We start from the raw sequence: 25,098 nt of genomic DNA on the forward strand, positions 1-25,098 counted from the left end.
CGATTTGCTTTCGATGAGCCGAAGGTCGGCCTTCGGCGCACCGACAACGAAATGCGTCGAGCGCTCCCCTCCCGTTTCCCGCGCTTTGTTTCCCGTTTCCCCATCCTGCGCCAAACAAAAGGCCCGGGTTTCCCCAGGCCTTTCGCTCGCATCCTAAGCGACCCGTTACCAGATCACGATGCGCTTGCCGTCGCCGCGCACCATCGAGTCGCCGGGCTTGCACGAGAACGCGGCGGCGAACTCGGGCATGTTGGACGGCGCGCCGATCGCGCGGAAGTTGGCGGGTGCGTGTTCGTCGGTCGCGATGCGCACGTCGAGTTCTTCCGGGGTGAAGCTGCGGCGCCACACGGTGCCGAAGTTGAGGAAGAAGCGCTGGTCGCGCGTCAGGCCGTCGGTCTTCGGGTCGGCCTTGCCTTCGGTCGCCTTCTGCATCGCGGCGTACGCGACGTTGAGGCCGCCGAGGTCGGCGATGTTCTCGCCGAGCGTCAGCTTGCCGTTGACGTGCTTGCCGGGCGCGGCTTCGTAACCGTTGAACTGGTCGACGAGCTGGCCGGTGAGCGCGCTGAAGCCCGACGCATCCTTGTCGGTCCACCAGTTCTCGAAGTTGCCGCCCGGTCCGAAGCGGCTGCCCTGGTCGTCGTAGCCATGGATCATTTCATGGCCGATGACCGCGCCGATGCCGCCGTAGTTGGTGGCGTCGTCGGCCTTCGCGTCGAAGAACGGCGGCTGCAGGATCGCGGCCGGGAAGACGATCTCGTTCTGCAGCGGGTTGTAGTAGGCATTGACCATCTGCGGCGGCATGCCCCACTCGGTCTTGTCGACCGGCTTGCCGATCTTGCCCATCTGCCACTTGTAGTTGAACTCGTTGGCGGCGAGCACGTTGCCGATGTAGGAATCGCGCGACGTGTCGAGGCCGTCCCACGGACGCCACTTGTCGGGGTAGCCGATCTTCGGCGTGAAGGCGGCCCACTTGTCCATCGCCTTCTTCTTGGTCTCCGGGCTCATCCACGCGAGGTTTTCCAGGCGCACCTTGAGCGCGTCGCGCAGGTTCTGCACGAGCTCTTCCATGCGCGCCTTGGATTCCGGCGGGAACGCGACCTGCACGTACATCTGGCCCAGCGCTTCGCCGGCCTGGCCCTCGACGGTGTCGAGCACGCGCTTCCAGCGCTCCTTCATTTCCTTCTGGCCGCGCATGGTCTTGTTGTAGAAGTTGAAGTGCTCCTGCACGAACGCGTCGCTCAGGTACGGCGATGCGCCGTCGACTTCATGGAAGCGCAGGTACGACTTCCACTGTTCGACCGGCACGTCGACCAGCATCTTGTCGACTTCCTTGTGGAAGTCGGGCATCGCGAGCGAGAACGTCTTCGGCTGGGCGATGCCCTGCGCTTCGATGAACGTCGACCACGGGAAGTTCGGCGTCATCTTGTCGGCGTCGGCGACGGTGACGGGGTTGTAGTACAGCGAGACGTCGCGCTGCATCTGTTCGCGCGAGAGGCTGTGCTTGGCGATGCGCGTTTCGAACGCGACGACGTCCTTCGCCTGCTTCGCCGCATCGGCGGCCGGCGTGCCGGAGAGTTCGAGCACCTTCGCGACGTGCGCTTCGTACGCCTTCAGCTTGTCGGCGTGCTTGGCGTTCGTGTAGTACTCGGTGTCGGGCAGGCCCAGGCCGCCCTGCGTCGCGTACGCCATCGTCATCGACGAGTTCTTGAAGTCGGCCTCGGCGCCGAAGCCGATCAGGCCGCCTTCACCCTTCGCGGCCTGGTCGCGCAGGAACTGCGCGATCGACGCGGTGTCGGTCAGCTTGTCGATGTTGGCCAGGCGGCTTTCGAGCGGCTTCAGGCCCTGCGCGTTGACCTTCGCTTCGTCCATGCCGGTCGACCAGATGTCGCCGACGATCTTCTCCACGCCCTTCGCGTTCGGATCGGCCGCGGCCTGCTCGGCGAGCTGGCGCTGCACGGCGGTCGAACGCTCGTCGAGCATCTCGAACGCGCCCCATGAGGTGCGGTCGCCCGGGATCGGGTTGGCGGCGAGCCACTTGCTGTTGACGTAACCGTCGAAGTCGGTGCACGCGCTCTTCGAAGCGTCGAGGTCGGCGGCCTGGAAGAAGTTGACCGGCGGCAGCTTGCTCTCGTCGAGCGTCAGCTTCTTCGTCTCGGCGGCCGGGGCGGCGGTGTTGGCGTCGGCGGCCTTGTCGGCCTTGTTGCACGCGGCGAGCGCGGCGACGATGGAAAGGGACAGCAGCAGGACCTGGGGTTTGCGGCTCACGAAGGACTCCAGAGGTAGGCACACGAAACGGAACCCCCGGACCGGGGGCGACAGCCGACTCTACCGTCTGGCAGCGGCCGCAACAGGGTGTCGAAGGTCACGGCGGATGGGTGGGAAGCAAAAACAGGGGTCAGAGCACCATTTCCCCCGGAAATGGTGCTCTGACCCCTGTTTTTGCTCTGCCCCCTGTTTTTGCTCCGCTGGCCGCCCCCCAAAGAAAGCGCCACGGTCGCGGGAACGACCGTGGCGCCGGACGACCGGGGGAGGTCAGTCGTCGAGATCGACCGGGATGATGAAGAAGTCCGGATACCAATCGGGGTCTTCGATGAAGTTGCGGAGGTAGATGAGTTCGCCTTCGTCCCACAGCATCGTCGGGTGGTAGTCGTCGGCGTTGGAGTTCACGCACGGGCCGAGGTTCGCGGCCGGGGTGAAGGCGCCCTGGCGCAGGTTGGTCTTGTAGATGTCGCCCCAGCCATAACCTTCCGGTCGCAGCAGCGACACGAACAACAACGTCTTGCCGTTGGGCGAGATCTCCGGGTTGAACTCCCAGTAGTCGTCGGTGTTCACCGCGGTCGACAACTTGGAGGCCGCCGAAAACGTGCCGTTCGCCTGGCGCGTGCTGCGCCACACGTCCCACTGTTCGTTGTCGCGGTTGCTGCCGAAGTAGAGGGTGCCGTTGCGGTCGATGCTCGGATACAGCTCGTCGGCGGCGGTGCTCGGGCCGGCGAGGTGCACGGGTGTGCCGAAGCCGTTGCGCGTGACGCTCACGCGCCACAGGTCGAAGTCCGCGCGTGGCGGATCGCCCGCGTTGACCGGCCGCTTCGACGAGAAGTACACGGTCTTGCCGTCGGGCGCGAAGATCGTGTCGACATCGTCGTACGTGCCGGAGAACGACGCGACGACCGGCTCGCTCCAGCCTTTCTTCGTCGCCTGCGACATGAGGATGACGAGTGGTTCGCCGGCGAAGAAGTTGCCGACGCCCCACAGCGCGACGCTGCGATCGGGCGAGAGGGTGATGCGCGATTCCCAGTTGTTGCCGGGTCGCGAGATGACGTTCGGTGCGAAGACCTGCGGTTCGGGGCACTTCTTGTTCTTGCTGCCCGCGATCGCCGGCGCGGCGAGCCCGGCGAGGGCGGCGGCGACGGAGCAGGCGAGGGCGAGGCGAAGGGAACGGCGGCGCTGCATGGTGGTGCTCCTTGGTGGGGATGCGGGGCGCATGGAGCGCCCGCGGACCCGCCCTCGCAAGGCCGATGTGACCAACGCACCGCGCGCCGTGACGAACGCACCGGATCATGGTTGCAACGCCAGCCCCCGGTGGTAGCGTTCGCCCCATGCAACGGCGCCGATTCCTGCTGCTGGCTGCGATCTGCGTCTGGTGGACGCTGGAAGGCCTGATGACGGCCGGCTCGCTGCTGACCATGCAGTTCTCCGACGAGACGCTGACGTTCGGCGCCGCGCTGCGGCGCGGCCTGTTGTCGGCGTGGCTGTGGATCCCGTGCTCGCTCGGCCTGTTGTGGCTCGTCGAGCGATTCCCGATCGAACGTCCGCGCATCGCGCGTGCCGTCGGCGTGCTGATGCTCGGCACGTTCGCGGTGATCCTCTTCCGCGCGGTCTCGATCTACTGGGCGAATCCGATCCTCGAGTGGTACGCGACCACGCCTGCGTTCTCCGACGTGCTCGTCACCAGCGTGCTCAACAACTTCCTGCTGTCGTGGCTGAACATCGGCGCCTTCCACGCGGTGCTGTATGCGCACCGCGCGTACGATCGCCAGCGCCAGGCCGAACAACTGCAGGCGCGCCTGGCCGAAACGCAACTCGACGCACTGCGCGCGCAACTGGATCCACACTTCCTGTTCAACGCGCTCAACTCGATCGCCGAAACGATCCACCGCGACCCGGTCGCCGCCGACCGCATGCTCGTCGGCCTGGGCGAACTGTTGCGCAGCAGCCTGGAGCGCCGCGAAACGCGCGTGGTCACGCTCGACGAAGAACTGCGCCTGTTGCGCCACTACCTGCAGATCGAACAGGCGCGCCTCGGCGATCGCCTGTCGGTGCATTGGGAGATCGCGCCCGATCTCGACGACGCACTCGTGCCGCCGTTGCTGCTGCAACCGCTAGCGGAGAATGCGATCCGCCATGCGATCGCCGCGAAGATCGCGCCCGGCCATCTCTCGGTGCTGGCGTGGCGCGAAGACGGGCAGTTGTGGCTCGCGATCCGCGACGACGGCGGCGCTGGCCCGGTGAAGGACCGCAACGGCGTGGGCCTGCAGAACATCCGCGCACGATTGCGCCTGCTGTACGGCGACGATCACGTACTCGAACTGCAACCGCGCGAGGACGGCGGCACCGAGGCGCGTGTGCGCCTGCCGCTCACGCGTGGCGTGCGCATGCGGGAGGCCGCGTGAACTCGATGCAGGCAACGCCGCTGCCGCTGCGCGCCGCGATCGTCGACGACGAACCGCTCGCGCGCGCGCGGCTCGGACGCCTGCTCGCCGCCGAAGCCGAAGTCGAGGTCGTCGCCGAATACGGTGACGGCGCGTCCGCTGCCGCGGGCCTGCGCGCGCTGCCGGTCGACGTGTTGTTCCTCGATGTGCGCATGCCGCAGGTCGATGGCTTCGAGATGCTCGAACGCCTGCCGCCGACGCAGCGACCGCAGGTCGTGTTCGTCACCGCGTATTCCGAGCATGCGGTGAAGGCCTTCGATGCGCGCGCGGTCGATTACCTCGTCAAGCCGGTCGCGCCCGATCGCCTCGGCCGCTCGGTCGAACGCGTGCGCGCCGCGCTCGCCTCGCAGGCGGCGCCGCTGGCCCACTACCCGGATCGCATCGCGGTCTCCGACGGCCAGCGCCTGCGCATGGTCGCGGTCAACGAACTCGAATGCGTGCTCGCACAGGGCAACTACGTCGAACTGCGCATCGGCGGCCGCGGCCTGCTGGTGCGCGAAACCATGGCGCACGTGCTCGCGCGCCTCGACCCGCGCGTATTCGTTCGCATCCATCGCTCGCGCATCGTGCGCATCGACGAGATCGACCAGGTCGAGCCGCACGCGTCGGGCCAATACGTGGTGAAGATGCGCAGCGGGCTGCGCGTCACGTCGGGACGCAGCTATCGCGCTGACCTGCGCCGCGCGCTGGGCCTGCCCGACCCTGCGTAAGAAAAACAGGGGTCAGAGCACAATTTCCGCTGGAAATTGTGCTCTGACCCCTGTTTTTCCTGCTTTCCCTCAGGCGCTCGCGGCTTCGCGCAACTCGCGCGCCCGCGCCTCTCCGAGGTACCCCGTGATCCCGCGCCGCAACGCATAGATCAGCGGAATCAGCGCGATGGCCGCGAGCATCTTGTACGCGTAGTTCACCGTGCTCACCGCGAGGAACAACGACATCGGCCAATGCTGCGGGCCGATCACGAACGCGATGTACAACACGACGAAACTGTCGACGAGCTGCGACACCGCCGTCGATCCGGTCGCGCGCAACCACACGTGCTTCTCGCCCGTGCGCTGGCGGATGCGATGGAACACCGCGACGTCGATCAACTGCCCGAGCAGGAACGCGACCACCGATCCCGCGATCGTCCACAACCCCTGGCCGAACACCGCCGCGAACGCCTTCTGGTAATCGGGCACGCCCTGCGACTGCGCCGCGTCGACCCACCAGCCCGCCGGTGCAAGCGAGATCGCCGCGAACGCGAACAGGAACCCGTAGACGATCAGCACGACCGCGATCCACGAGATCATCTTGACGCCGCGCTTGCCGAAGAACTCGTTGATGACGTCGGTGAAGACGAACACCATCGGCCACAGCAGCGTGCCCGCGGTGAAGCTCAGCGAACCGCTCTGGCCGAACAGGTTCCACTGGAACGGCGTGATGCCGAGCGTGTCTTCGAGCGCGAAGATCTTGACGCCGATGAACTCGGCGAGCACCGCGTTGACGCAGAAGAACGCCGCGAGCGCGATGAACAACCGCGTCGCGCGGTCGGCGAGGGGATGCCCGGCGGAAAACCCGGCGGCCGCGCTCATGCGTGCGGCGCGTCGGTGCGCGGCGCGTCGGTGCGCGGCGCGTCGGTGCGTGGCGCACCGACCGGCGGCGGCGCGAACGGGATCGACTCGGGCGACACCGCGCCGCCGGAGATGATGAAGCTCATCGCCTGGTCGACGGTCCAGTCCGTCGGCGTCATCTTTTCCACCGGCACGATTTCCAGGTAACCGGACGTCGGATTCGGCGTGGTCGGCACGTAAACCGCGGCGAGCTCGCGGCCGGTGCCGACCTCGCGCATGACACGCGTGACGAAGCCGACGCTCTTCATCTCGGTGTGCGGAAAGTCGATCAAGACCACGCGCTGCGTGCCGTCGGGCTTGGTCTGCAGGATGTCGAGCAACTGGCGCGCGCTGCCGTAGATCGTGTTCGCCAGCGGGATGCGCTTGATCACGCCTTCGAACCACCGCAGCAGCGTCTGCCCGACCACGACGCGCGCCATCACGCCGGACATCAGGATCACCGCGAGCGTCGCCACCAGCGCGAAGGTCGTTTGCACCCACGGTTCCAGCAACCAGCCGAGCGCCTGCGGCCTGGATTCGACGAGCGATACGAGCGCGGGGCCGATCAGCGGGCGGCTGATGCCCGACAACAACACGAAGACGAACTTCACCACGACCCATGTCAGCCAGATCGGCAGCAGGGTCAGGACGCCGGTGATGAAGAGGCGTTGCAGGCTGGGGCGGGCAGGTTTGCGCATGCCCGCCATGTTACGGCTTGCGCGGCGTCAGTCGTGGACCAATCGCACGCCGACGTCGTCGTAGCCGCGCGTGCGTTCGTCTCCGCGCGGGCGCGGGCCGCGCCAGCCGGTGCCGGCGACCGAGCCGTCGCGCAACCAGGTCGCGAGGGTGCGCGGACCGCCCTGCGAAGGCGCCGCGCCGAGCTCGTTGCTGGTCGGCAGGCGCACGCGCTGGCCGTTGCGGCTCGCCCAGTGCGCATACGCGACCGCATCTTCATAGGAGACGCAGACCACCGGTTGCGAGTCGGTCTGTTCGAAGCCCGGCTCCTTCCAATCGCGCGGCTTGACGATGCGCAGCAGCGACATGCGTTCGCGGCACAGCGACGACTCGCGGCCGGTCGCTGCGACGAAGCGCGCGTACTCGGCGCGGGTGAGCGGACGCATCGCGGGTTGCGATGCAGCCGGCGCATCACCGGTCGCGGCGACCGCCTCGGCGAGTTCGTCGGACGGCGACTTGATCTTGTCGGCGCGCGTGCGCAAGGCATCGGCGAGCGCCTGGTCGCCGGCGAATTCGTTGGCGAGCGAGGCCGCGGCGAGCGCGTCCGTACGGTCCTTCTTCTTCTCCGCGCTGGCGACGCGGCGCGTCAGCGCATCGGCGGCCTTCTCGTGGATGCCGCGCAAGGCTTGCGTGCCCATCGGCGCCGTGCGGTCGGCGAACGTCGTCGCGCGCTGCAGGTAGTCGCGCGCCTTGTCTTCGTCGCCGCGGCGCAGGCGCGTGGCCATTTCGTCGCCGAGTGCGCCGAGCACGCCGCCCACGAGCGGCGGCAGGCCGACATGCGCCGGATCGGCGTCCCATGCGCGCAGCACGCTGTCGTAGGCGTTGTCGCCCTGCGGCGTGGTGAGCTTGCGCGAGGCGAGTTGCGTTTCGGCAGAGGCGACCCATTGTTGCGCCGGCGATTCCGGCAGCGGGCGCAGCATGCGGTCGACCGGCTCGGGCTGGATCGGCTTGCGCAGTTCGGGCAGGTTCTCGACGCGGAAGAAATCTTCCATCGGGGTTTCGTGCTGCGAAGCGACGCCGATCATGGCCGCGCACAACAGGCCGCCGCCGATCAGCAACGGCTTCGGCAACTTGCGCGTGCGGCGCCACAGGCGCGCGCCGTTGGCGGCGATGGCGTCGAACGAAAACCCGCCGCGTTCGATGCGATCGAGCGCTTCGAGCATCTGCTGCGCGCTGCGGAAACGATTCGCCGGCGACTTCGCCATCGCGCGATCGATGAAGCGCTGCCAATGCAGCAGTTCCGCGGGCAGGCGCGGGATCGGATCCTTGGCGTGCATCACCGCCATCGACAACGCATCGGCCGCGTTGAACGGCAACTGGCCGGTGAGCATTTCCCACGCGAGCACGCCGATGCTGTAGAGGTCGGCGCGGCTGTCGACTTCTTCGCCGCGCGCCTGTTCCGGCGGCATGTACGCGGTGCTGCCGACCGCCAGGCCCGTCATCGTCAGGCGCGGATTCACGCCCTTGCGCAGCGCGATGCCGAAGTCGGCGAGCAGCGGACGCTCGGCGTCGTCGAACAACACGTTCTCGGCCTTGACGTCGCGATGCACGACGCCGCGCACGTGCGCGTAGTCGAGTGCTTCGAGCAGCGAACGCAAGGTGTGGATGACGCGCGCTTCGTCCTTCGTGCGGCCGTCCTGCCGCACGATGCGCTGGCCGAGGTGGCCGCGGGCGAGGTACGGCATCGCGTAATAGGGGAGGTCGTCGGCGGTGCGGCCGACTTCGTGGATGCCGACGATGTTCGGATGGTCGAGGCGGGCGATGGTGCGCGCTTCGTTCTCGAACCGGCGGCGGCTGACTTCGTCGGTCAGCGCCTCGGGCAGCATGACCTTCAGCGCGACCTTGCGGTCGAGCGATTCCTGCTCGGCGAGATAGACCGTCGACATGCCGCCCTGGCCGATTTCGCGCAGGAGGCGAAAGCCGGCGATGCGCGGCAATGCACTGGCAGCGTCGTTTGGCGACGTGTCCACGATCATTCCTTACGGTCCCCTGATTCCGTGGAGGAAGAATACGCTGGCATGCGCACGCGGGACCAGCCGCATGGAGGCGGCCCGGCGCGCATTCCTTGCCGGTTCATGCGCGATGGCGCGTGAAGGCGGTCTTCACGCGCGATGCTGCGCCGCAACGGCGACTTGCGTCACACCAGCAGCAGCGACGCCATGCGACGGCGGAAGCGACCGACCAGTTCTTCATCGTCGACCACCTGGAAGGCGTCGATCAGGGCCTTGCGCGGAAGCCCGTCCTCGAACGCGCGGTCGAGGCGGAGCATTTCCAGGAATTGTTCGAGGCCGGCTTCCGCGTCGCCGGCGACGATGCGGTGCACGCCGAGCAGGTGGCGCGCGCGCAGGTCCTTCGGATCGCTGGCGATCGCCGCTTCGAGCACCTGCGGCGCCGGTGCATCCGTGAGCAGCGCGGCGAACCCGAGGCGCGCGCGGGCGCGCACCGCGCGATCGTCGTGCGCGAGGTTGGCGGGGAGGCCGTCGAGCAGCTGTTCGGCTTCGCGCGCGTTGCCGCTCTGCAGCAGCGCGAGCGCGAGGTCGAGGCGGTGCTCGGCCTTGTCGGGTTCGGCTTCGACCTGCTTGCGCAGGCGCATCACGAGTTCGTGCGGATCGACGGACGGCGCCGGCACGGCTTCGGTCTCGGCGCCCGCGTCGTTCGCACCGGGTGCGGCGGGCTGGATGCCGTGGTGGGTCAGGAATTCGCGCAACTGGCCTTCGGGCAACGCGCCGGGGAAACCGTCGACGAGCTGGCCGTCCTTGACGAGGTAGACGGTCGGGATCGACCGGACCTGGAACGCGGCGGCGAGTTGCTGCTCCTTGTCGACGTCGATCTTCGCCAGGCGGAACGCGCCGTTGTATTCGTCGGCGAGCTTTTCGAGGATCGGCCCGAGCGTCTTGCACGGGCCGCACCATTCGGCCCAGAAGTCGACGAGCACGGGCGTCTGCAGCGAGCCTTGCAGGACTTGCGCTTCGAACGTGTCGGCGGTGGCTTCGAAGACGTGCGGGGATGCGGTGGCGGCCATGGGGACTCTGCGCGGAGGTGGATGCGCCGGAGATGGGGACGTTCGTGCGGCGCGGCAAGCCCGCACGCTAGCATGGGGCGATGACCGAGCCCTCGACTTCGCCTCCACGACTGCCTTCCACGCGCCTGCCTTCCACGCGCTTGCTGTCGGCGCTCGCGCTGCTGGGCTTCGTCGGCGCGCTGCTGGGCTTCGGCGCGATGCTCGACGGGTTCTCGCATGCGACGCATCCGGTCGCGCTGCTCGGCGCGCGCGGCGTGCCGCGATGGTGGGCGTTCGACCTGTTCGGCTTCGTGCTGCCGGGCTTGCTCGCGTGGGCCGCGATCGTGCGCACGTCGATCGCCGACAACGCGCGCGTCGACGGCGGCGGGCGGTTGCTCGGTGTCGGCTGGACGTTGTGCGCGCTCGCCGCGCTGGCGTTCGCGGCGCAGGGGATGTTGCCGATCGATGCGCGGCAGGGCTTCGGTTACGGCGTCGCGCGATTGCACACCGCTGCGTGGACGGTGTGGTGGATCGCGTTCGCCGCGGGTGGCGTGCTGCTCGCGATCGGGTGGCGCGGGCGCATCGCGTTGCGCTTCGCGACCGCGTTCGTGGCGGCGCTCGTGCTGGTGTTTTCGTTCGTCGCCATGCCGGGCGCGCCGGCGATGGGGCAGCGTATTGCATTCGTCGCGTGGCTGGCCTGGGTGGCGTGCATGGGATGGGGCCTGTGGTTGCCGCGCGAACGCGATTAGTCGACGCAGGCGAGTGTTGCGAGGGCGTCGGGGTTCGATGATTTCGCGTCGGGCGACGCGGCCAGCGTGCATTGCAGGACGTCTTCGCCTTCGCGCCGATGCAGCGCGAGCGGCAGGTCGTCGTCGGCATCGAGCCAGGTGAGTCCGTCGCGCCCGACGAGGCCGCGCGTCGCCTGCGTCGCATCGACGATGCGTGCGCCGAACGAAGCAGGCGTGCCCGACGCATCGACGACGACGCGAACGAAGCGCGTCGCGGCCAGCGTGCTCGGCAGCACGACGTCGACGAGCGCACCGGCGCGGGGCACGACGTCGCGCTCGGTCCAGTCGAACGCGACACCCGCGGCCGCACCCAGCGGATCGATGCCGACGCGGTTGCGGCGATAGGGCGACAGGTGCGGCGCCAATGCGCGGCCGTGGCGATCCAGCCGCAACTGCGGCGCGTGCAGCAGGCGTGCGCCCGCGCCGTGCTGGGCGCGCACCAGCGCGGCGGTTTCGCCGAGCGGCGGTCCGAACGTGACGCCATGCGGATGCGCCACGACGCTGCCATGTCCCGACGCCGACCACCGATGACGACCCGCGGATGTGCTCCAGCCTGACGCGACGTGCCCGGCACTGCCGCTGCGCGAGAGCGACGCGCTCGCGATCGCATCGCCACGACGCGCCTTCGCAAGCCCTGCGCGCCACGCGGTGTGCGCGTGCTCGCCGAAAGCGCCGCTGACGTCGGCTTGCAAGGCGGCGTCATCGGGACCCGCGCGCGCATGCGCCTGCAGGAAGGTCGGCGGACCCTCCGCACGCACCTGCAGCGGGACGGAGAACGAGAGCGTCGCCTGCGTCGATGCGTCCGGGCCGTTGCCGCGCGTGTGTTCGAGCAATGCGTGCAATTGCATGCCGCGGGGCCGCATGGGCACGGCCCAGGCCAATTGCAGGCTGCGTGCGTTGTCGTGAAGCTCGAAGCGTCGTTCGACGAGTGCCAGGCGCACGCCATGCCGCTGCGCGCCGAACGCCTGGTGGACGGAGGCTTCGATGCGCGCGAGCGCGAGCGGCGGGTCGCGATGGTCGGTGGACCGACGTGCGCGCATCGCCTCGTGCAGGGAGCGGTGGCCGGCATCCGCACGGAACCAGGCGCCGAGGTCGAAGTGCGTGCGCGTCGGCGCGAATCGCGTCGACCAGTGCAGGCGCGTGCTTGCGCCCACCGTTCGCACACCTCGCGACGTGCTGCGCGCGTGCGCCCGGTCGAGCGACATCGCGCCGAAGCGCGACGCGAAGACCGCACCGGTCAGCGACTGCGCGTAATCGGACGCGAGCTGCGCACCAGCACGCAAGGTCAGCCGATCGCGCAGGCCGCGTTGGATACCGCCCTGGAATACGGGCGCATCGCCGCGGCCGCCGTCCTCTGCGCGCCGCAGACCCGCGACGAGATCGAAGCGTGCGCGGCCCTCGGGCAGCAACCCGGGCAGCGTGGCCCACGGCATTTCGAAACTCCGCGTGCGTCCGTCGGCTTCCTCGATGTGGACCTGCAACGCGCCGTCGCGTGCCATTGGACGCACCTGCTCCAATGCGAACGGCCCCGGCGGCACGGGAACGTCGAGCAACAACAAGCCTGCTTGCCGCACCTGCACGCGCGCATGCGTGTCCGCCGTGCCACGGATCACCGGCGCGGGCCGCGTCGCATCGGGCGGCACCATGCGGTCGTCGGAGCGGAAGTGCACGCCGCGCAGCCCGATCGCATCGAAGCCCGCGCCCGACACGAACAGGTCCCCGAACGTGAGGCGCGCATCGAATCGCGACACGTCTCGCTCCAGCGTGGAGGCGAGGACCTGGCTTCGACGTTCCCGCGACGTCGACCACGTGTGCGACCCGCGGTGCCGCCATCGCCATGCGCCGGCGTTCGCGCCCGCGTCGACGTGCAGGCCGGCGTGCTGCGCATCGGGATCGCCCGGTTGCCGGATGACGCTCGCGGCGTAGTTGACGCGAAGGGCGGGGATTCCCGCGTCGAGCGTCGCGGGGTCGATCGCGTCGTCGCGTCGGCGCAGCAAGGCTTGCGGCATCGAAACGTGTAGCGTGAGGTTTGCGACATCGAATTCGGCGCGCGCGGCCGGGTGCAGGCGTTCGATCGGTGTGCATGCGTCCGCGTCCGATGCATCGGGTGCAACGTGCGCGAGGCGTGCGGTCGCCACTTCGAGCCACGCCGCCAACGCGCGGTCGACGCACGCGATCGGCGCCGCGCCCTCCACGCCTTCCGCATCGTCGAATCGCACGCGGCGGCGCCCCATCGGCACGCCGTTGCGCACGATCTCGACGTCGAACTCGCCGGGCACGATCGACGCGCCGTGCTCGAACGCCGACAGGTCGACCGCACCGGACCGCGCACCGCGCAACAGCGACGCATCGAACGTGACCCGCTGCGGCGCATCCCCGGCGCGCGCGACACACGCCGCGACCGCGAACGTCGCGAACAGCGACGCGCGCGATGTCATGGCGCGCGCTCGACGAACGCCTGCAGCGCGGCGTCGAAGCGATCCTTCCCACCGACATCGTTGATCGCGTCGAACGAGACACGCCGCGAGGCCTGCAACCACGTCGTCCGTCGCGCCGCGAGCTGCTGCATTGTCACGTCGATCGCAGCCTTGCCGGGTGCCGCAGCATCGAGCCGCAACGCGAGCGCGCCGAACGGCGCCACCATGTCGCCATGCAGGTCGAGGCCGTCGCCGACGACCACGCGGGCGATGCTCACGTGGAAGGGGGTTGGGTTTTCGATGTGCAGCGCACCATCGCGCAGAGACCAGCGCAACGCCGCCGGGGCCTTCGACGCGATGCCCGCCAAGCCCACGGGACGATGGAACAGCTTCACGCGCGTGTGCAACGCGATCTTCATCGCCGATGCGTGCATCGACACCGGTAGATCGGGCGGCACGTCGAGCACGTTGAGCCAGAACAGCGTTTCGCGATCGCTCGGGAGCGGGCCGGGCAGACGATGCACGCGCAGCGCCTGGCCCTTGCCCGGGTCGATGCGCACCAATGGCGGATGGGGCGCGAACGGCACGATCGTCGGCCCGTCGCGCGACGGCTGCCCGCCGCGTTCGACCCACGCTTCGACGAGCACCGGATGCGCGTGCCGATTGTCCAGCCGCACCGTGACTTCGCGCGCGTCGCCGGGAAAGACGACGCGCGTGTTGGCGAGCACCACGCCCGCATGCGCCGGCGAAGCGCATGCGAGCGCGTGCGTCATGCACAGGGCCGCGACGATGCCGACGGGGCGCATGCGCGCGTTCTCCCGCCGATCACGGATAGTGCAACGAGTATGTCGCGTTGGCGGCGAGCAGCCCCGGTGTCGCGGGCACGGCGCCGACGTTGCGATACGCGACCTGGTAGTGCATCGCGTCGCCCGGCTGGTAGAGCGTGTTGTCCGTGCGTTGCGCCTCCGACCCGATGTCGATCGGCGTGGAGTCTGCGTCGAAGAGCGCGAGGTGCACGCCGGTCAGGTTGGTCGGGAGCGTGCCGAGGTTCGGGTCGACGGTGCTGCCGCTTTCGAAGTACGCCTTGACGCCGTTGGCCACCGCCGCGCAGTTCTGCAGTTCCATGCGGAAGAACGTGTGGCCCAGCGTTTCGCCGGGCGCGAGCGAAGCGGCGCTGATGGTCGGCAGTTGCACGGAGAACGAGGGCGAGCCCGTCATTCCGCCGCGCACTTCGCACGTGGAATCGGTCAGCTGGCCATTGAAGGTGATGGTGCCGTTGTCGGCAGAGGCCTGCGGTGCGGCGAGGCAGGCGGCGGCGAACAGCGGGGCGGCGAGGAACAGGGGCTTGATGCGCATTGCGGACACTCCTTGTTGGGGTGTGTCCATGCTCGGCGTCGCGCCGGTCGCGCGCAGTCGGTGGATGCCGCGATGCGGTGTCGGAAAACCCCGGAACGCACCACTTGCGCGCTCAGCGCCAGCGCAACTTCATGTAAAGGATCATCGCCGCGAGCCCGAGCGTCACGATGTTCGCGATGATCATCGGCCACGAATGCAGGTAGATGCCGTACACCAGCCAGAACGCGACGCCGGCGGTGAACACCACGTACATGTACAGCGAGATGCTGCGCGTATCGCGCGTGCGCAACGTCTTCACCGCCTGCGGCACGAAGGCGAGGGTGGTCAGCGTTGCGGCGACGTAGCCGGCCCAGGTCAGGTCCATGGCCGGCAGTATCGCCCAGTCGCGCGTCAATCCACCTCGCGCCGTGCGAACGCGATGGCGCCGAGCACGGTCAGCGCCACGCCGCCGGCCAGGCCGGCCGCGACCGCCCACGTGGTGAAGCGGCCGTCCGCCGCATGCACCTGCAGCGGGAGCGACCATGGATAGAAGCGCCCGAAGCGCGCCGACTGCCCGACCAGGAACCCCGCCACCGTCGCGGTCATGCCGATCGACACCGCGACCGTGAAGCTGCGCCAGCGCAACGCGGCCCAGGTGTGCAGAGCGACGATGAGCATCGCGGCGGCGGTGGCGGCCAGGCTGCGTTCGACGAGCATCGCCCACGGCGCGGGGCCGGCGATGCCGAACTTCGGTTGCAGGATCGACAAGACCCAGCCGCCGACGGGGACCAGGACGACCATCGACATCGTCGCCGCCGCCACCATCGCGGCGAGCGCCAGCGCCTTCGCGAAGTAATGCGAACTGCGCGGCAACGGCAACGCGAGCAGGTGCTTCCAACGCTGCGGCCCGTGGTCGAGGCCCGCGAGCAACGCCGCCTGCAACGTCACGAACAACGGCAGCATCAGCAGCGCCCACAGCACCATCGTGCTCTGCGCGAACAACGACCAGGCATCTGCACCCGCCGCCGGCGCGCGCTTCGAATAATCGGAAGTCGCCATCTGCAGCACGTACAGCGCGACGACGAGGCTCGGCGCGATCAGGCACATCCACGCGGCGAGCGTGCCGCGCAGCTTCAGCGCTTCGGCGGAGAGGGTGCGCAGGAGGACGTTCATGCGTGCGCGATCCGGAAGAACAGCGATTCGAGGGACGGTTGTTCGCGCGCGAGGTGCGAGACCTGCAGGCCGCCTTCGACGAGCAGGCGGTTGAGCTGCGCTTCGTCGCGGCCGCCGATTGCGACCGCGAGTGTTTCGGCATCGATGGCGGCGACCGCTTCGCCGGCGGTCGCCAGCAGGTGCGTGGCGCGCGCCGGGTCGTCTGCGCGCAGCAGCACGCGCGGTGCGTTGCGTGCGCGCAGTTCGGCGATCGTGCCCTGGAAACGCAGCGTGCCTTCGCGCAGCACGCCGACGTGCGAGGCGACGAGTTCCACTTCCCCCAGTTGGTGGCTGGACACGAACACGGTCATGCCGTGGTCGTTCGCGAGGCTGCGCAGCAACAGGCGCATGTCGAGGATGCCGGCGGGGTCGAGGCCGTTGGCGGGTTCGTCGAGGATCAGCAGGCGTGGGTCGTCGAGCATGGCGAGCGCGATCGCCAGGCGTTGGCGCATGCCCAGCGAGTAATCGCGCACGCGACGTTCCGCCGCATCGCGCATGCCGACGATCGCGAGGACTTCGTCGATGCGCGTGCGCGACGTGCCGAGCAGGCGTCGCGTGACCTCGAGGTTCTGCCGGCCGGTGAGGTGCGGATAGAGCGCGGGCGATTCGACCAGCGCGCCCACGCGCGCCAGCGCGGGCCGCGACCGCGCGCCGAGCGGATATCCCTGCAGGAAGATCTCGCCCGCCTGCGGTTTCAGCAGGCCGAGGAGCAGGCGGATCGTGGTGGTCTTGCCGGCCCCGTTGGGACCGAGGAAACCGAAGACGGCGCCGGCCGGCACGGACAGATCGAGGTCGGCGACGCCGTGGCCTCCGGGAAAGCGCCGGGTCAGGCCGCGGGTCTGGATGGCGAGGGACATCGAAGGGAAATGGGGGAGGTTGGGCGTGCGCAGGGTAGGCATGGCCCTTGCGGCCGCTCGCGTGGCGATGGACACCGGGACCTTCGACAGGGTCGGTCTGTTAGTCTTGCCGGCCCATTCGACGCATTCCCCCACCGGCCAGAATGTCCGCCGTTACGTCCGCCGAAGCGCACGCTTACGAACCCCGCGCCCTCGAATCCGCCGCCCAGCGTTTCTGGGGCGACACCCGAGCCTTCGAAGTGCGCGAGAACGACCCGCGCCCGAAGTTCTTCTGCCTCTCGATGCTGCCGTATCCGTCGGGTGCGCTGCACATGGGCCACGTGCGCAACTACACGATCGGCGACGTGATCAGCCGCTTCCAGCGCATGAACGGCCGCAACGTGCTGCAGCCGATGGGCTGGGACGCGTTCGGCCTGCCCGCCGAGAACGCCGCGATCAAGAACCGCACCGCGCCGGCGAAGTGGACCTACGCGAACATCGAACACATGCGCGACCAGCTCAAGACGATGGGCTACGCCATCGACTGGTCGCGCGAGTTCGCCACGTGCCGTCCGGATTACTACGTGCACGAGCAGCGCATGTTCGTGCGCCTGCTGAAGAAGGGCATGGCGTACCGCAGGAACTCGGTCGTCAACTGGGATCCGGTCGACCAGACCGTGCTCGCGAACGAACAGGTGATCGACGGACGCGGCTGGCGTTCCGGCGCGATCGTGGAAAAGCGCGAGATCCCGCAGTGGTTCCTGCGCATCACCGATTACGCGCAGGAACTGCTCGACGGCCTCGACACGCTGCCTGGCTGGCCCGACGCCGTGCGCACGATGCAGCGCAACTGGATCGGCCGCAGCGAAGGCCTGGAGTTCGCGTTCGAGGTCGACGGCACCGACGAGAAGCTGCACGTGTTCACCACGCGCCCCGACACGCTGATGGGCGTGACGTTCGTGAGCATCGCCGCCGAACACCCGCTGGCGAAGCGCGCGGCCGAAACCAATCCCGCGCTCGCGACCTTCATCGAAGAGCTGCGCCACGGCGGCGTGTCGGAAGCCGAGCTCGAAACCCAGGCCAAGCGCGGCATGGACACGCAATTGCGCGCGCGCCATCCGATCACAGGCGAAGCGTTGCCCGTGTACGTCGCCAACTTCGTGTTGATGGGCTACGGCACCGGCGCGGTGATGGCGGTGCCGGGCCACGACCAGCGCGACTGGGAATTCGCGAAGCAGTACGCGCTGCCGATCCGCATGGTGATCGCGTCGCCGGAAGTGCTCGATGCGCTGCAGGAAATGACGGACGACCTCGCCAAGCGCGAAGACCCGATGGACGCGGCGCTGCACGGCGGCACGACCGACGTGTACGAAACGCGCGCGGCCGTCGAAGTCGTGCAGGATTTCGAGCGCGGCATCCAGGAGGTCGGCGCGTACACCGAGCGCGGCATCCTGATCAATTCCGGCGATTTCGACGGCCTGGATTACGACGGCGCGTTCGAAGCGATCGCCGCGCGTTTCCAGGCCGAAGGCCACGGCACGCGCCGCGTGAACTTCCGCCTGCGCGACTGGGGCGTGAGCCGCCAGCGTTACTGGGGTTGTCCGATCCCGGTCATCTACTGCGCGAAGTGCGAAGCGGTGCCGGTGCCCGAAGACCAGTTGCCGGTTGTGCTGCCCGAAGACGTGGCGTTCTCGGGCGTCCAGTCGCCCATCAAGGCCGACCCCGAGTGGCGCAAGACCACGTGCCCGCAGTGCGGCGGCCCGGCCGAGCGCGAGACCGACACGTTCGACACCTTCATGGAGTCGAGCTGGTACTACGCGCGCTACACCTCGCCGGGCGCGGCCGACATGGTCGATGCGCGCGCGAACTACTGGACGCCGGTCGACCAGTACATCGGCGGCATCGAACACGCGATCCTGCACCTGCTGTACTTCCGCTTCTATCACAAGCTCCTGCGCGACGCGGGCCTCGTGAACAGCGACGAGCCGGCGACCAACCTGCTGTGCCAGGGCATGGTGATCGCCGAGACGTACTGGCGCGACAACGCCGACGGCTCGAAGGAGTGGATCAATCCCGCCGACGTGGATGCCGAGCGCGACGAACGCGGCCGCATCACCGGCGCGCACCTCCGGGCCGACGGCCAGCCGGTGCACATCGGCGGCATCGAGAAGATGTCGAAGTCGAAGAACAACGGCGTCGACCCGCAGGCGATGGTCGACAAGTTCGGCGCCGACACGGTGCGCCTGTTCTCGATGTTCGCGGCGCCGCCGGAGCAGTCGCTGGAATGGCACGAGGCGGGTGTGGAAGGCATGGCGCGCTTCCTGCGCCGCTTCTGGCGCGAAGTCACGACGCATGCGTCGCAGCCGGATCATCCGGTCGTCGCGCCGTCGGAATTGAACGCCGCGCAGAAGACGCTGCGCCGCCAGCTGCACGAAACGATCCAGAAGGTCGGCGACGACTACGGTCGCCGCCACAGCTTCAACACCGCGATCGCTGCGCTGATGGAGTTGCTCAACCACGTCGCGAAGTTCGACGACATGTCCGACCAGGGCCGCGCGGTGCGCCACGAAGCGCTGCAGGCGATGGTGCTGCTGCTCAACCCGGTGACGCCGCACGTGTCGCACGCGTTGTGGCAGGTGCTCGGCCACCCGGAGACGCTGCTCGAGGACGTGCCTTTCCCGAAGGCGGAACCCGAAGCGCTCAAGCGCGACGCGCTCACGCTCGCGGTGCAGGTCAACGGCAAGCTGCGTGGCACGATCGAAGTCGCGCCCGATACGGCGCGCGAAGCGGTCGAGGCCGCCGCGCTCGCGGAGCCTGCGGTCGCGCGCTTCCTCGAAGGGCAAGTCGTGCGCAAGGTCATCGTCGTCCCGGGCAAGATCGTGAACATCGTGGCGGCCGCGGGTTGATGTTGCCCGCGCTCGCCGGCTCGTCCAGACTGCCCCGCATGCGAACGATGTCCTTGACCTTCCGGCTCGCCGGCCTGCTGGCGCTGGCCGGCGTCACGAGCGCCTGCGGCTTCCACCTGCGCAATGCGATCTCGATCCCGCCGGAACTCAACCCGGTGCGCGTGGTCGCGCCCGATCCGTACAGCCCGCTCGCCGAAACGCTGGCCGATGCGATGACCAACGCCGGCGCGCAGGCGGCGACCGATCCCACGCAACCGGCGACGACGCTGCAGATCTTCACCGAGCGCTGGGGCGACACGCCGATCAGCATCGACCAGCTCGGTCGCGCGCAGGAGTTCAGCCTGCGCTACGCGGTGATCTTCGCGCTGGTCGATCCGCAGGGGAACGTCGTCGTGCCGCGCCAGGCCGTCGAACTCTCGCGCGATTACGTCGCACCGCCGGCCGACTCGGTCGGCGCGACCAGCGAACGCGAGCTGCTCGCCAGGGAACTGCGTCGCGACATGAGCACCGCGATCCTGCGCCGCGTCGGCGCCGCGTTGAACGTGACGCACCCCGAGCGGCGCGGCCGCGACAGCGTCATCGAGCCCTGACCGCAGGCGCGGCATGGCCGAACTCAAGCCCGGCGAACTCGTTTCCCGCCTCGCGGCGGAGCCGTTGAAGCCCGCGTACCTGATCGCGGGCCCGGAAACCCTGGTCGTGCTCGAAGCCGCCGATGCGGTACGCGCCGCCGCGCGCACGCAGGGCATCGGCGATCGCGAGGTGTACGACATCGAAGGCCGCGATCCCGATTGGGATTCGGTCGCGGCCGCGTTCCAGGCGCCGGGCCTGTTCGCGACGCGGCGCGTCGTCGAAGTGCGCATGCCGGGCGGCAAGCCAGGCAAGGAAGGCGCGGAGATCCTCTCGTCGTTCTGCGCAGATCCGCCACCCGACGTCGTGCTGCTCGTGACGTGCGCGGAGTGGGGCAAGGCGTACGCGGGGAAGTGGAGCGAAGCGATCGGGCGCATCGGCCACCAGGTCACCGCGTGGCAGGTGAAGCCGCACGAGTTGCCGGGCTGGATCGAATCCCGCATGCGCGCGCGCGGCCTGAAGGCGCAACGCGACGCCGTGCAGGCGCTCGCCGATCGCGTCGAAGGCAACCTGCTCGCCGCCGCGCAGGAAATCGACAAGCTCGCACTGCTTGCCGAAGGTCGCACGATCGATGCCGCGATGATGGAAGCGCTGGTGTCCGACTCGGCGCGCTTCGACGTGTTCCGCCTGATCGACGCGGCGATGAACGGCCAGCCCGCGCAGGTCTCCCGCATGCTGCATGGCCTGCGCGCCGAAGGCGAAGCGGTGCCCGCGTTGCTCGGCATGGTCGCGCGCGAAGTGCAGTTGCTCGCGCAGTTCGCGCGCGTGTCCGAACGCGGCGGCAACCTGCAGGCGGAAATGAAGTCGCAACGCATCTGGGATGCGAAGCAGGCCGCGTACGTGCGCGCGCTGAAGCGCCACGGCGCGGCGCGCTGGGAACGCATCGCCGCGGAAATCGGCCGCGTCGATCGCATCGCGAAGGGCCGCGGCCGCGTGGGCGTGGATCCCGACGATGCGTGGATCGCGCTCGAACGCGCGCTGCTCGCCGTCGCCGATCCCGGCGCGGTGCGCCTGCTGGGCTGACCGATGACGCCGCTCGTCCTCTGCTACGGCGGCACCTTCGATCCCGTGCACACCGGCCACCTCGCGATCGCGCGCGCGGTGCGCGACGCGCTGCACGCCGACGTGCACCTGATCCCCGCCGCGGATCCGCCGCACAAGGGCCCGACGCACGCCGACGCCGAACAACGCGCGCGCATGCTCGAACTCGCGGTCGACGGCGAACCGGGGTTGATCGTCGACACGCGCGAACTGCGTCGCGCCGGTCCGTCGTACACCGTCGACACGCTGCGCGAGCTGCGCGCCGAACTCGGCCCTCATGCGCCGATCGTGTGGATGGTCGGCGGCGACTCGGTGTTCGAACTCGACACGTGGAATCGCTGGCGGCAGTTGTTCGAGCTGGCCCATGTGCTCGCGATCGACCGCCCGGGCGCGCCGATCGATCCGGCCGCGCTGGCCGCACGCGCACCGGCCGTGCACGCCGAGCTCGAGCACCGCTGGTGCCTGCCCGCGCAATTGCATGCGCTACCGGCGGGGGGCTTCGCCGAATTCAGGCTCGGGGCCGAGCGGCCGGAGTCGTCGACCGAGCTGCGCCGCCGCATCGCCGCGGGCGATCCGCGCTGGCGTGAATGGGTGTCGCCCGCCGTGGCCGCATGGATCGCCGACCACCGGCTTTACACCGCCGACGCATTCACATCAGGCCGTCCCGACGGCCTCGTATAATCCCCGCCGTCTCCACCGAGCCCAGCTGCCCTTGACCACCGCCGCGCAAGTCATCAAGACCCGCCTTCCCAACCCGCCGCCCCCGGCCGAAGTCCTCCTCCAGCACGTGCGCAACGCCGTCGAGGAACTGAAAGCGAAGGATGTCGTCGAGATCGATGTCCGCGGCAAGACCAGCGTCACCGACCACCTGGTCATTGCGTCGGGCACCTCCACCCGCCACGTCAAGTCGATCGCCGACGAAGTGGTGAAGCACGCCAAGAAACTCGACTGCATGCCGCTCGGCGTGGAAGGCGAGCGCGAAGCCGAATGGGTGCTCGTCGACCTCGGCGACGTCGTCGTCCACGTGATGCTGCCGCGCGTGCGCGAGTTCTACGCGCTCGAGCGCCTGTGGACGGTTGGCGACCAGCCGCCTGAAGAATTCGAGGAAGTCGCCGCCGGCCGCGCCGGCGAGTGATCCCCGCGAGGCGATGAAGGCCCGCCTCATCGCCGTCGGCGAACGCGCGCCCGCGTGGGTCGCCGACGGTTTCGCCGAATACCGCAAGCGGCTGTCGCACTGGCTGCCGCTCGAACTCATCGAAATCGAACCCGGCCTGCGCGGCAAGGGCCGCGATGCCGCGCGCGCGACAGCCGATGAAGGCGCGCGCGTGATGGCTGCGATTCCGAAGGGCGCGCTCGTCGTCGCGCTCGAAGTGCGCGGAAAAGTGTGGAGTTCCGAGCAGCTCGCGCAGCGCATGGAAACCTGGCGCAGCGCCGGACGCGATCTGTGTTTCCTGATCGGCGGCCCCGAAGGGCATGCGCCCGAGGTGCTCGCGCGCGCCGACGAGCAATGGTCGTTCGGACCGCTGACGTTGCCGCACATGCTGGTGCGCCTGGTGCTCGCCGAGCAGCTGTATCGCGCGAATGCGATGCTCGCGAACCACCCGTATCACCGCGCGTAAAAACAGGGTTCAGAAAAACAGGGGTCAGAGCACTATTTCGCCGAAATAGTGCTCTGACCCCTGTTTTTCTGACCCCTGTTTTTCTCGCTGCAAGTCGTCCGCAATTCGCGACACGCCAACGCTCGATCGCCTTCGCGACAAGTCCGCATCCGCCACATGCAAGCACTGCGATGCGACAGACTCGACCCATGAGCGAGTACGACTTCACTTTGCGATTTGCGCTGCCGCGCAACAGCGATGACGCTGCGGATTGTCTCGATCGCCTCAGGGCCGGCGGTTGCGACGACGCAACCATCGGCGTCGCGAAGAAGGGCTGCATCGCCTTGAAGTTCCTGCGCATCGCGAGCACGCCGGAGGAGGCGGTGCTCGGCGCGCTTGCGGCGGTGTTCAAGGCGATTCCCGGCGCGCGGCTGGTCGAAGCAGAAACCGCCGCGCGCCGGTTCGCCTGATGTTGGCTCCGCGCTGTCGCGCGTCAGCGCATCGTGAACTGCACCGGCACCAGCCCGACCGCCTGCACCGCGCGGCCGCCCTGCATCGCCGGCCGGAACAACCAGCGCTTCAGCACGTGCTTGCGCGCCGCTTCGTCGAGCGAACGACTGCCGCTGCTCGTCTGCACGCGCACGTCGATCGGGCGCCCGTCGACGTCGACCAGCACTTCGAGCACGACGGTGCCTTCGATGCGGCGGCGCTCCGCGTCCTTCGGATACGGCGGCGGCGACGCGCGGACGTATTCGAGGCTCGCGCCGGCGAGCGGGCCGGGCGGCTGGATCGATTCGATCACCGTGGCGGTGTCGGGGTTCGGATCCGGCGGCGGTGCGATGTCGACGCTTTCCTCGACGAGGATCGGCGGTTGTTCGATCGGCGCCGTCGTGCGCGGCGTCGTGGTCGTGCGCGGCGGAATGCGGTCCGTCGGCGGCGGAGGCGGTGGCGGCACTTCGATCTTCGGCGGCAGCCAGAATGGCTGGATGACCTGTTCTTCCGCCGGCAATGCTTCCGGCGGCGCCATCGGCATCAGCAGCAACATCAGCGCACCGACGTGCAGCGCGATGACGCCGGCGTACGCGGTGATGCGTGCCGCGCTCGGCCGTTCGACCAGGAGATGCCCGAACTGCGCGTTGCGGTGGAGCGGTGCTGCGAGCGTCTGCGACATGGCGAGCCTCCGGGTTGAAGTGATCGATGTGATCTCTTCAACGCGCGGATGCGCGCAATGGGGTTGAGCGACTTAGTGGCGCGACTTGTCTTCCTTGTCGCGCGTCGCATCCGGCTGGTCGTCGGTATCGCGATCGATGCCCGGCTCGTCGGGGCTCGGCTTCGGCGTCTGCCTGGGGCGCAGCTGCGCGTCTTCGCGATCGCGCGGGTGGTTCTCGGCGTATCCCGGGTTCTTGCCCGCCCGCGGATCGGCCGCGGGCGGGGTGGTCTTCTGCTTGTCGGCCATGGCGCGGTCCTCGCGTGTTGCGCTGTGCGCGATGGCCGCGAGTGTTACTGGCCGAGTTCGAAAACCACGTCAAGGCTGACCGACAGCGTGGTTTCGCCCGGCGACACCGAGGTCTCCTTGGCCGCCATGTCCATCGCCTGCGCGCGCATCATCGGGATCGGCGGGTGGAAGCCGCCGCCGCCTTCGCTGATGCTCACGATGCGGCGCACGCGCAGGTTCATCGCCTTCGCGTAGGTCTCGGCGCGGGCCTGTGCCTTCTTCAGCGCGGCCAGGCGCGCTTCGTCGTAGGCCGGTTCCGGCTGGTCGATCTCGAAGGACGGGCCGTTGACCTGGTTCGCGCCGCTGGCCACCAGCGCGTCGAGCACCTTGCCGAGCTTGCCGATGTCGCGAACCTTGATGTTCACGGTGTTGCTGGCTTGGTAACCGGTGATCGTCGGCGGCGAGTTCTCCGCGTACTTGTATTGCGGCTGCACCGAGATGCCCGAGGTCTGCACGTCGCGCTCGCCAATGCCGGCGGCGCGCACGGCAGCCATCACCTTGTCCATCTGCGTCGCGTTGTCGCGCATCGCGGCGTTCGGGTCGGCAGCCTGGGTGACGACGCCGGCGGAGATGGTCGCCACGTCGGGGACGCGGCGGGCTTCGGCCTGCGCGGAAACCGACAACAGGGTGGCGTCGGCGGGGAGCGGGGCGGTTTGCGTGGCGCTCTGGGCGCGGGCGTCGGTCATGGTGGTTCCGAAGGCAAGGGCGAGGCCGAGGGCGGCGGCGAGCGACATGCGGGTGAAGGCGGCGGGGCGCAGGGTCATGCGGTACTCCATTGGGTGAGGGGTCTTCCTGTCCGCGACAGGGGT

General features: G+C 68.9%; 25 protein-coding genes. 10 read left to right on the top strand and 15 right to left on the bottom strand.

Annotation, left to right across the window (positions count from 1 at the left end; translation table 11 throughout):
* Nucleotides 1–165: 165 nt before the first annotated feature.
* Together LK996_RS15800 and LK996_RS15805 are read right to left on the bottom strand one after the other, a co-directional pair.
* Entirely contained in the window at nucleotides 166–2,244 is a 2,079-nt protein-coding gene (locus LK996_RS15800; RefSeq protein ID WP_230528445.1) for a M13 family metallopeptidase, read from the bottom strand.
* Between the two features lie 288 nt (nucleotides 2,245–2,532).
* Complete coding sequence (locus LK996_RS15805) at nucleotides 2,533–3,450, bottom strand: TolB family protein (protein ID WP_230528340.1); 918 nt, start codon at nucleotides 3,448–3,450, stop codon at nucleotides 2,533–2,535.
* A 146-nt stretch (nucleotides 3,451–3,596) separates the two neighbouring features.
* Here LK996_RS15805 and LK996_RS15810 point away from each other — a divergent pair, with 146 nt between their 5' ends.
* On the top strand, nucleotides 3,597–4,670 hold the full coding sequence (locus LK996_RS15810) for a sensor histidine kinase (protein WP_230528341.1): 1,074 nt from the start codon (nucleotides 3,597–3,599) through the stop codon (nucleotides 4,668–4,670).
* A gap of 5 nt (nucleotides 4,671–4,675) precedes the next feature.
* The gene (locus tag LK996_RS15815) at nucleotides 4,676–5,419 is read left to right on the top strand and encodes a LytR/AlgR family response regulator transcription factor (protein WP_230528446.1); all 744 of its coding nucleotides are present in this window, start codon (nucleotides 4,676–4,678) and stop codon (nucleotides 5,417–5,419) included.
* 69 nt (nucleotides 5,420–5,488) lie between these two features.
* Here LK996_RS15815 and LK996_RS15820 read toward each other — a convergent pair whose 3' ends face one another.
* The 4 genes from LK996_RS15820 to trxA all read right to left on the bottom strand — a co-directional run bounded on the left by LK996_RS15820 (nucleotide 5,489) and on the right by trxA (nucleotide 10,055).
* Nucleotides 5,489–6,280 carry a queuosine precursor transporter gene (locus LK996_RS15820; RefSeq protein WP_230528342.1) on the bottom strand — a complete coding sequence of 264 codons (792 nt, stop codon included), beginning with the start codon at nucleotides 6,278–6,280 and terminating at the stop codon, nucleotides 5,489–5,491.
* On the bottom strand, nucleotides 6,277–6,996 hold the full coding sequence (locus LK996_RS15825) for a DUF502 domain-containing protein (RefSeq protein ID WP_230528343.1): 720 nt from the start codon (nucleotides 6,994–6,996) through the stop codon (nucleotides 6,277–6,279). Before LK996_RS15825 ends, LK996_RS15820 begins: the two co-directional genes overlap by 4 nt.
* A 27-nt stretch (nucleotides 6,997–7,023) precedes the next feature.
* The gene (locus LK996_RS15830; RefSeq protein WP_230528344.1) at nucleotides 7,024–9,003 is read right to left on the bottom strand and encodes a bifunctional serine/threonine-protein kinase/formylglycine-generating enzyme family protein; all 1,980 of its coding nucleotides are present in this window, start codon (nucleotides 9,001–9,003) and stop codon (nucleotides 7,024–7,026) included.
* Nucleotides 9,004–9,170: 167 nt separating this feature from the next.
* A complete protein-coding gene (gene trxA / locus LK996_RS15835) occupies nucleotides 9,171–10,055 on the bottom strand; it encodes a thioredoxin (protein ID WP_230528345.1) in 885 nt (294 codons plus the stop codon).
* 80 nt (nucleotides 10,056–10,135) lie between these two features.
* Between trxA and LK996_RS15840 the strand changes: the two genes are divergently transcribed.
* Complete coding sequence (locus tag LK996_RS15840; protein WP_230528346.1) at nucleotides 10,136–10,783, top strand: DUF998 domain-containing protein; 648 nt, start codon at nucleotides 10,136–10,138, stop codon at nucleotides 10,781–10,783.
* Here LK996_RS15840 and LK996_RS15845 read toward each other — a convergent pair.
* The 6 genes from LK996_RS15845 to LK996_RS15870 all read right to left on the bottom strand — a co-directional run bounded on the left by LK996_RS15845 (nucleotide 10,780) and on the right by LK996_RS15870 (nucleotide 16,643).
* Entirely contained in the window at nucleotides 10,780–13,260 is a 2,481-nt protein-coding gene (locus LK996_RS15845; protein WP_230528347.1) for a fimbria/pilus outer membrane usher protein, read from the bottom strand. The two genes, LK996_RS15840 and LK996_RS15845, sit on opposite strands and share 4 nt — an antisense overlap.
* A complete protein-coding gene (locus tag LK996_RS15850) occupies nucleotides 13,257–14,045 on the bottom strand; it encodes a fimbrial biogenesis chaperone (RefSeq protein WP_230528348.1) in 789 nt (262 codons plus the stop codon). The genes LK996_RS15845 and LK996_RS15850 overlap by 4 nt, the downstream gene beginning before the upstream one ends.
* 19 nt (nucleotides 14,046–14,064) lie before the next feature.
* The gene (locus LK996_RS15855) at nucleotides 14,065–14,595 is read right to left on the bottom strand and encodes a fimbrial protein (RefSeq protein WP_230528349.1); all 531 of its coding nucleotides are present in this window, start codon (nucleotides 14,593–14,595) and stop codon (nucleotides 14,065–14,067) included.
* A gap of 112 nt (nucleotides 14,596–14,707) precedes the next feature.
* A complete protein-coding gene (locus LK996_RS15860; protein ID WP_230528350.1) occupies nucleotides 14,708–14,959 on the bottom strand; it encodes a SemiSWEET transporter in 252 nt (83 codons plus the stop codon).
* Between the two features lie 26 nt (nucleotides 14,960–14,985).
* Nucleotides 14,986–15,747: an ABC transporter permease gene (locus tag LK996_RS15865; protein ID WP_230528351.1), complete on the bottom strand. Its 762-nt coding sequence runs from the start codon at nucleotides 15,745–15,747 to the stop codon at nucleotides 14,986–14,988.
* On the bottom strand, nucleotides 15,744–16,643 hold the full coding sequence (locus LK996_RS15870; protein WP_230528352.1) for an ABC transporter ATP-binding protein: 900 nt from the start codon (nucleotides 16,641–16,643) through the stop codon (nucleotides 15,744–15,746). The genes LK996_RS15865 and LK996_RS15870 overlap by 4 nt, the downstream gene beginning before the upstream one ends.
* Nucleotides 16,644–16,786: 143 nt before the next feature.
* Here LK996_RS15870 and leuS point away from each other — a divergent pair, with 143 nt between their 5' ends.
* The 7 genes from leuS (at nucleotide 16,787) to LK996_RS15905 (ending at nucleotide 23,264) form a co-directional block, all read left to right on the top strand.
* Nucleotides 16,787–19,528 (top strand): leucine--tRNA ligase, encoded by a 2,742-nt coding sequence (gene leuS / locus LK996_RS15875; protein ID WP_230528353.1) that lies wholly within the window; start codon nucleotides 16,787–16,789, stop codon nucleotides 19,526–19,528.
* A gap of 47 nt (nucleotides 19,529–19,575) precedes the next feature.
* Entirely contained in the window at nucleotides 19,576–20,118 is a 543-nt protein-coding gene (locus LK996_RS15880) for an LPS-assembly lipoprotein LptE (RefSeq protein ID WP_230528354.1), read from the top strand.
* A gap of 13 nt (nucleotides 20,119–20,131) precedes the next feature.
* Nucleotides 20,132–21,178, top strand: a complete 1,047-nt coding sequence (holA, locus tag LK996_RS15885; RefSeq protein WP_230528355.1) for a DNA polymerase III subunit delta — start codon at nucleotides 20,132–20,134, stop codon at nucleotides 21,176–21,178.
* A gap of 3 nt (nucleotides 21,179–21,181) precedes the next feature.
* Nucleotides 21,182–21,877, top strand: coding sequence for a nicotinate-nucleotide adenylyltransferase (gene nadD / locus LK996_RS15890; RefSeq protein ID WP_230528356.1), 696 nt, complete (start codon nucleotides 21,182–21,184; stop codon nucleotides 21,875–21,877).
* Between the two features lie 31 nt (nucleotides 21,878–21,908).
* Nucleotides 21,909–22,331: a ribosome silencing factor gene (gene rsfS, locus LK996_RS15895; RefSeq protein ID WP_230528357.1), complete on the top strand. Its 423-nt coding sequence runs from the start codon at nucleotides 21,909–21,911 to the stop codon at nucleotides 22,329–22,331.
* A 13-nt stretch (nucleotides 22,332–22,344) separates the two neighbouring features.
* Nucleotides 22,345–22,815, top strand: a complete 471-nt coding sequence (gene rlmH, locus LK996_RS15900; protein WP_230528358.1) for a 23S rRNA (pseudouridine(1915)-N(3))-methyltransferase RlmH — start codon at nucleotides 22,345–22,347, stop codon at nucleotides 22,813–22,815.
* 188 nt (nucleotides 22,816–23,003) lie between these two features.
* Nucleotides 23,004–23,264 (top strand): hypothetical protein, encoded by a 261-nt coding sequence (locus LK996_RS15905; RefSeq protein ID WP_230528359.1) that lies wholly within the window; start codon nucleotides 23,004–23,006, stop codon nucleotides 23,262–23,264.
* Nucleotides 23,265–23,287: 23 nt separating this feature from the next.
* Here the strand turns inward: LK996_RS15905 and LK996_RS15910 are convergent, their stop codons facing one another.
* The 3 genes from LK996_RS15910 to LK996_RS15920 all read right to left on the bottom strand — a co-directional run bounded on the left by LK996_RS15910 (nucleotide 23,288) and on the right by LK996_RS15920 (nucleotide 25,023).
* Entirely contained in the window at nucleotides 23,288–23,965 is a 678-nt protein-coding gene (locus LK996_RS15910) for an energy transducer TonB (RefSeq protein ID WP_230528360.1), read from the bottom strand.
* Nucleotides 23,966–24,037: 72 nt separating this feature from the next.
* Nucleotides 24,038–24,250 carry a hypothetical protein gene (locus LK996_RS15915; RefSeq protein ID WP_230528361.1) on the bottom strand — a complete coding sequence of 71 codons (213 nt, stop codon included), beginning with the start codon at nucleotides 24,248–24,250 and terminating at the stop codon, nucleotides 24,038–24,040.
* Between the two features lie 44 nt (nucleotides 24,251–24,294).
* Complete coding sequence (locus LK996_RS15920) at nucleotides 24,295–25,023, bottom strand: SIMPL domain-containing protein (RefSeq protein WP_230528447.1); 729 nt, start codon at nucleotides 25,021–25,023, stop codon at nucleotides 24,295–24,297.
* Nucleotides 25,024–25,098 lie beyond the last annotated feature (75 nt).

The organism is Noviluteimonas lactosilytica, assembly GCF_020866925.1.
GTDB classification, from domain to species: Bacteria; Pseudomonadota; Gammaproteobacteria; order Xanthomonadales; family Xanthomonadaceae; genus Noviluteimonas; species Noviluteimonas lactosilytica.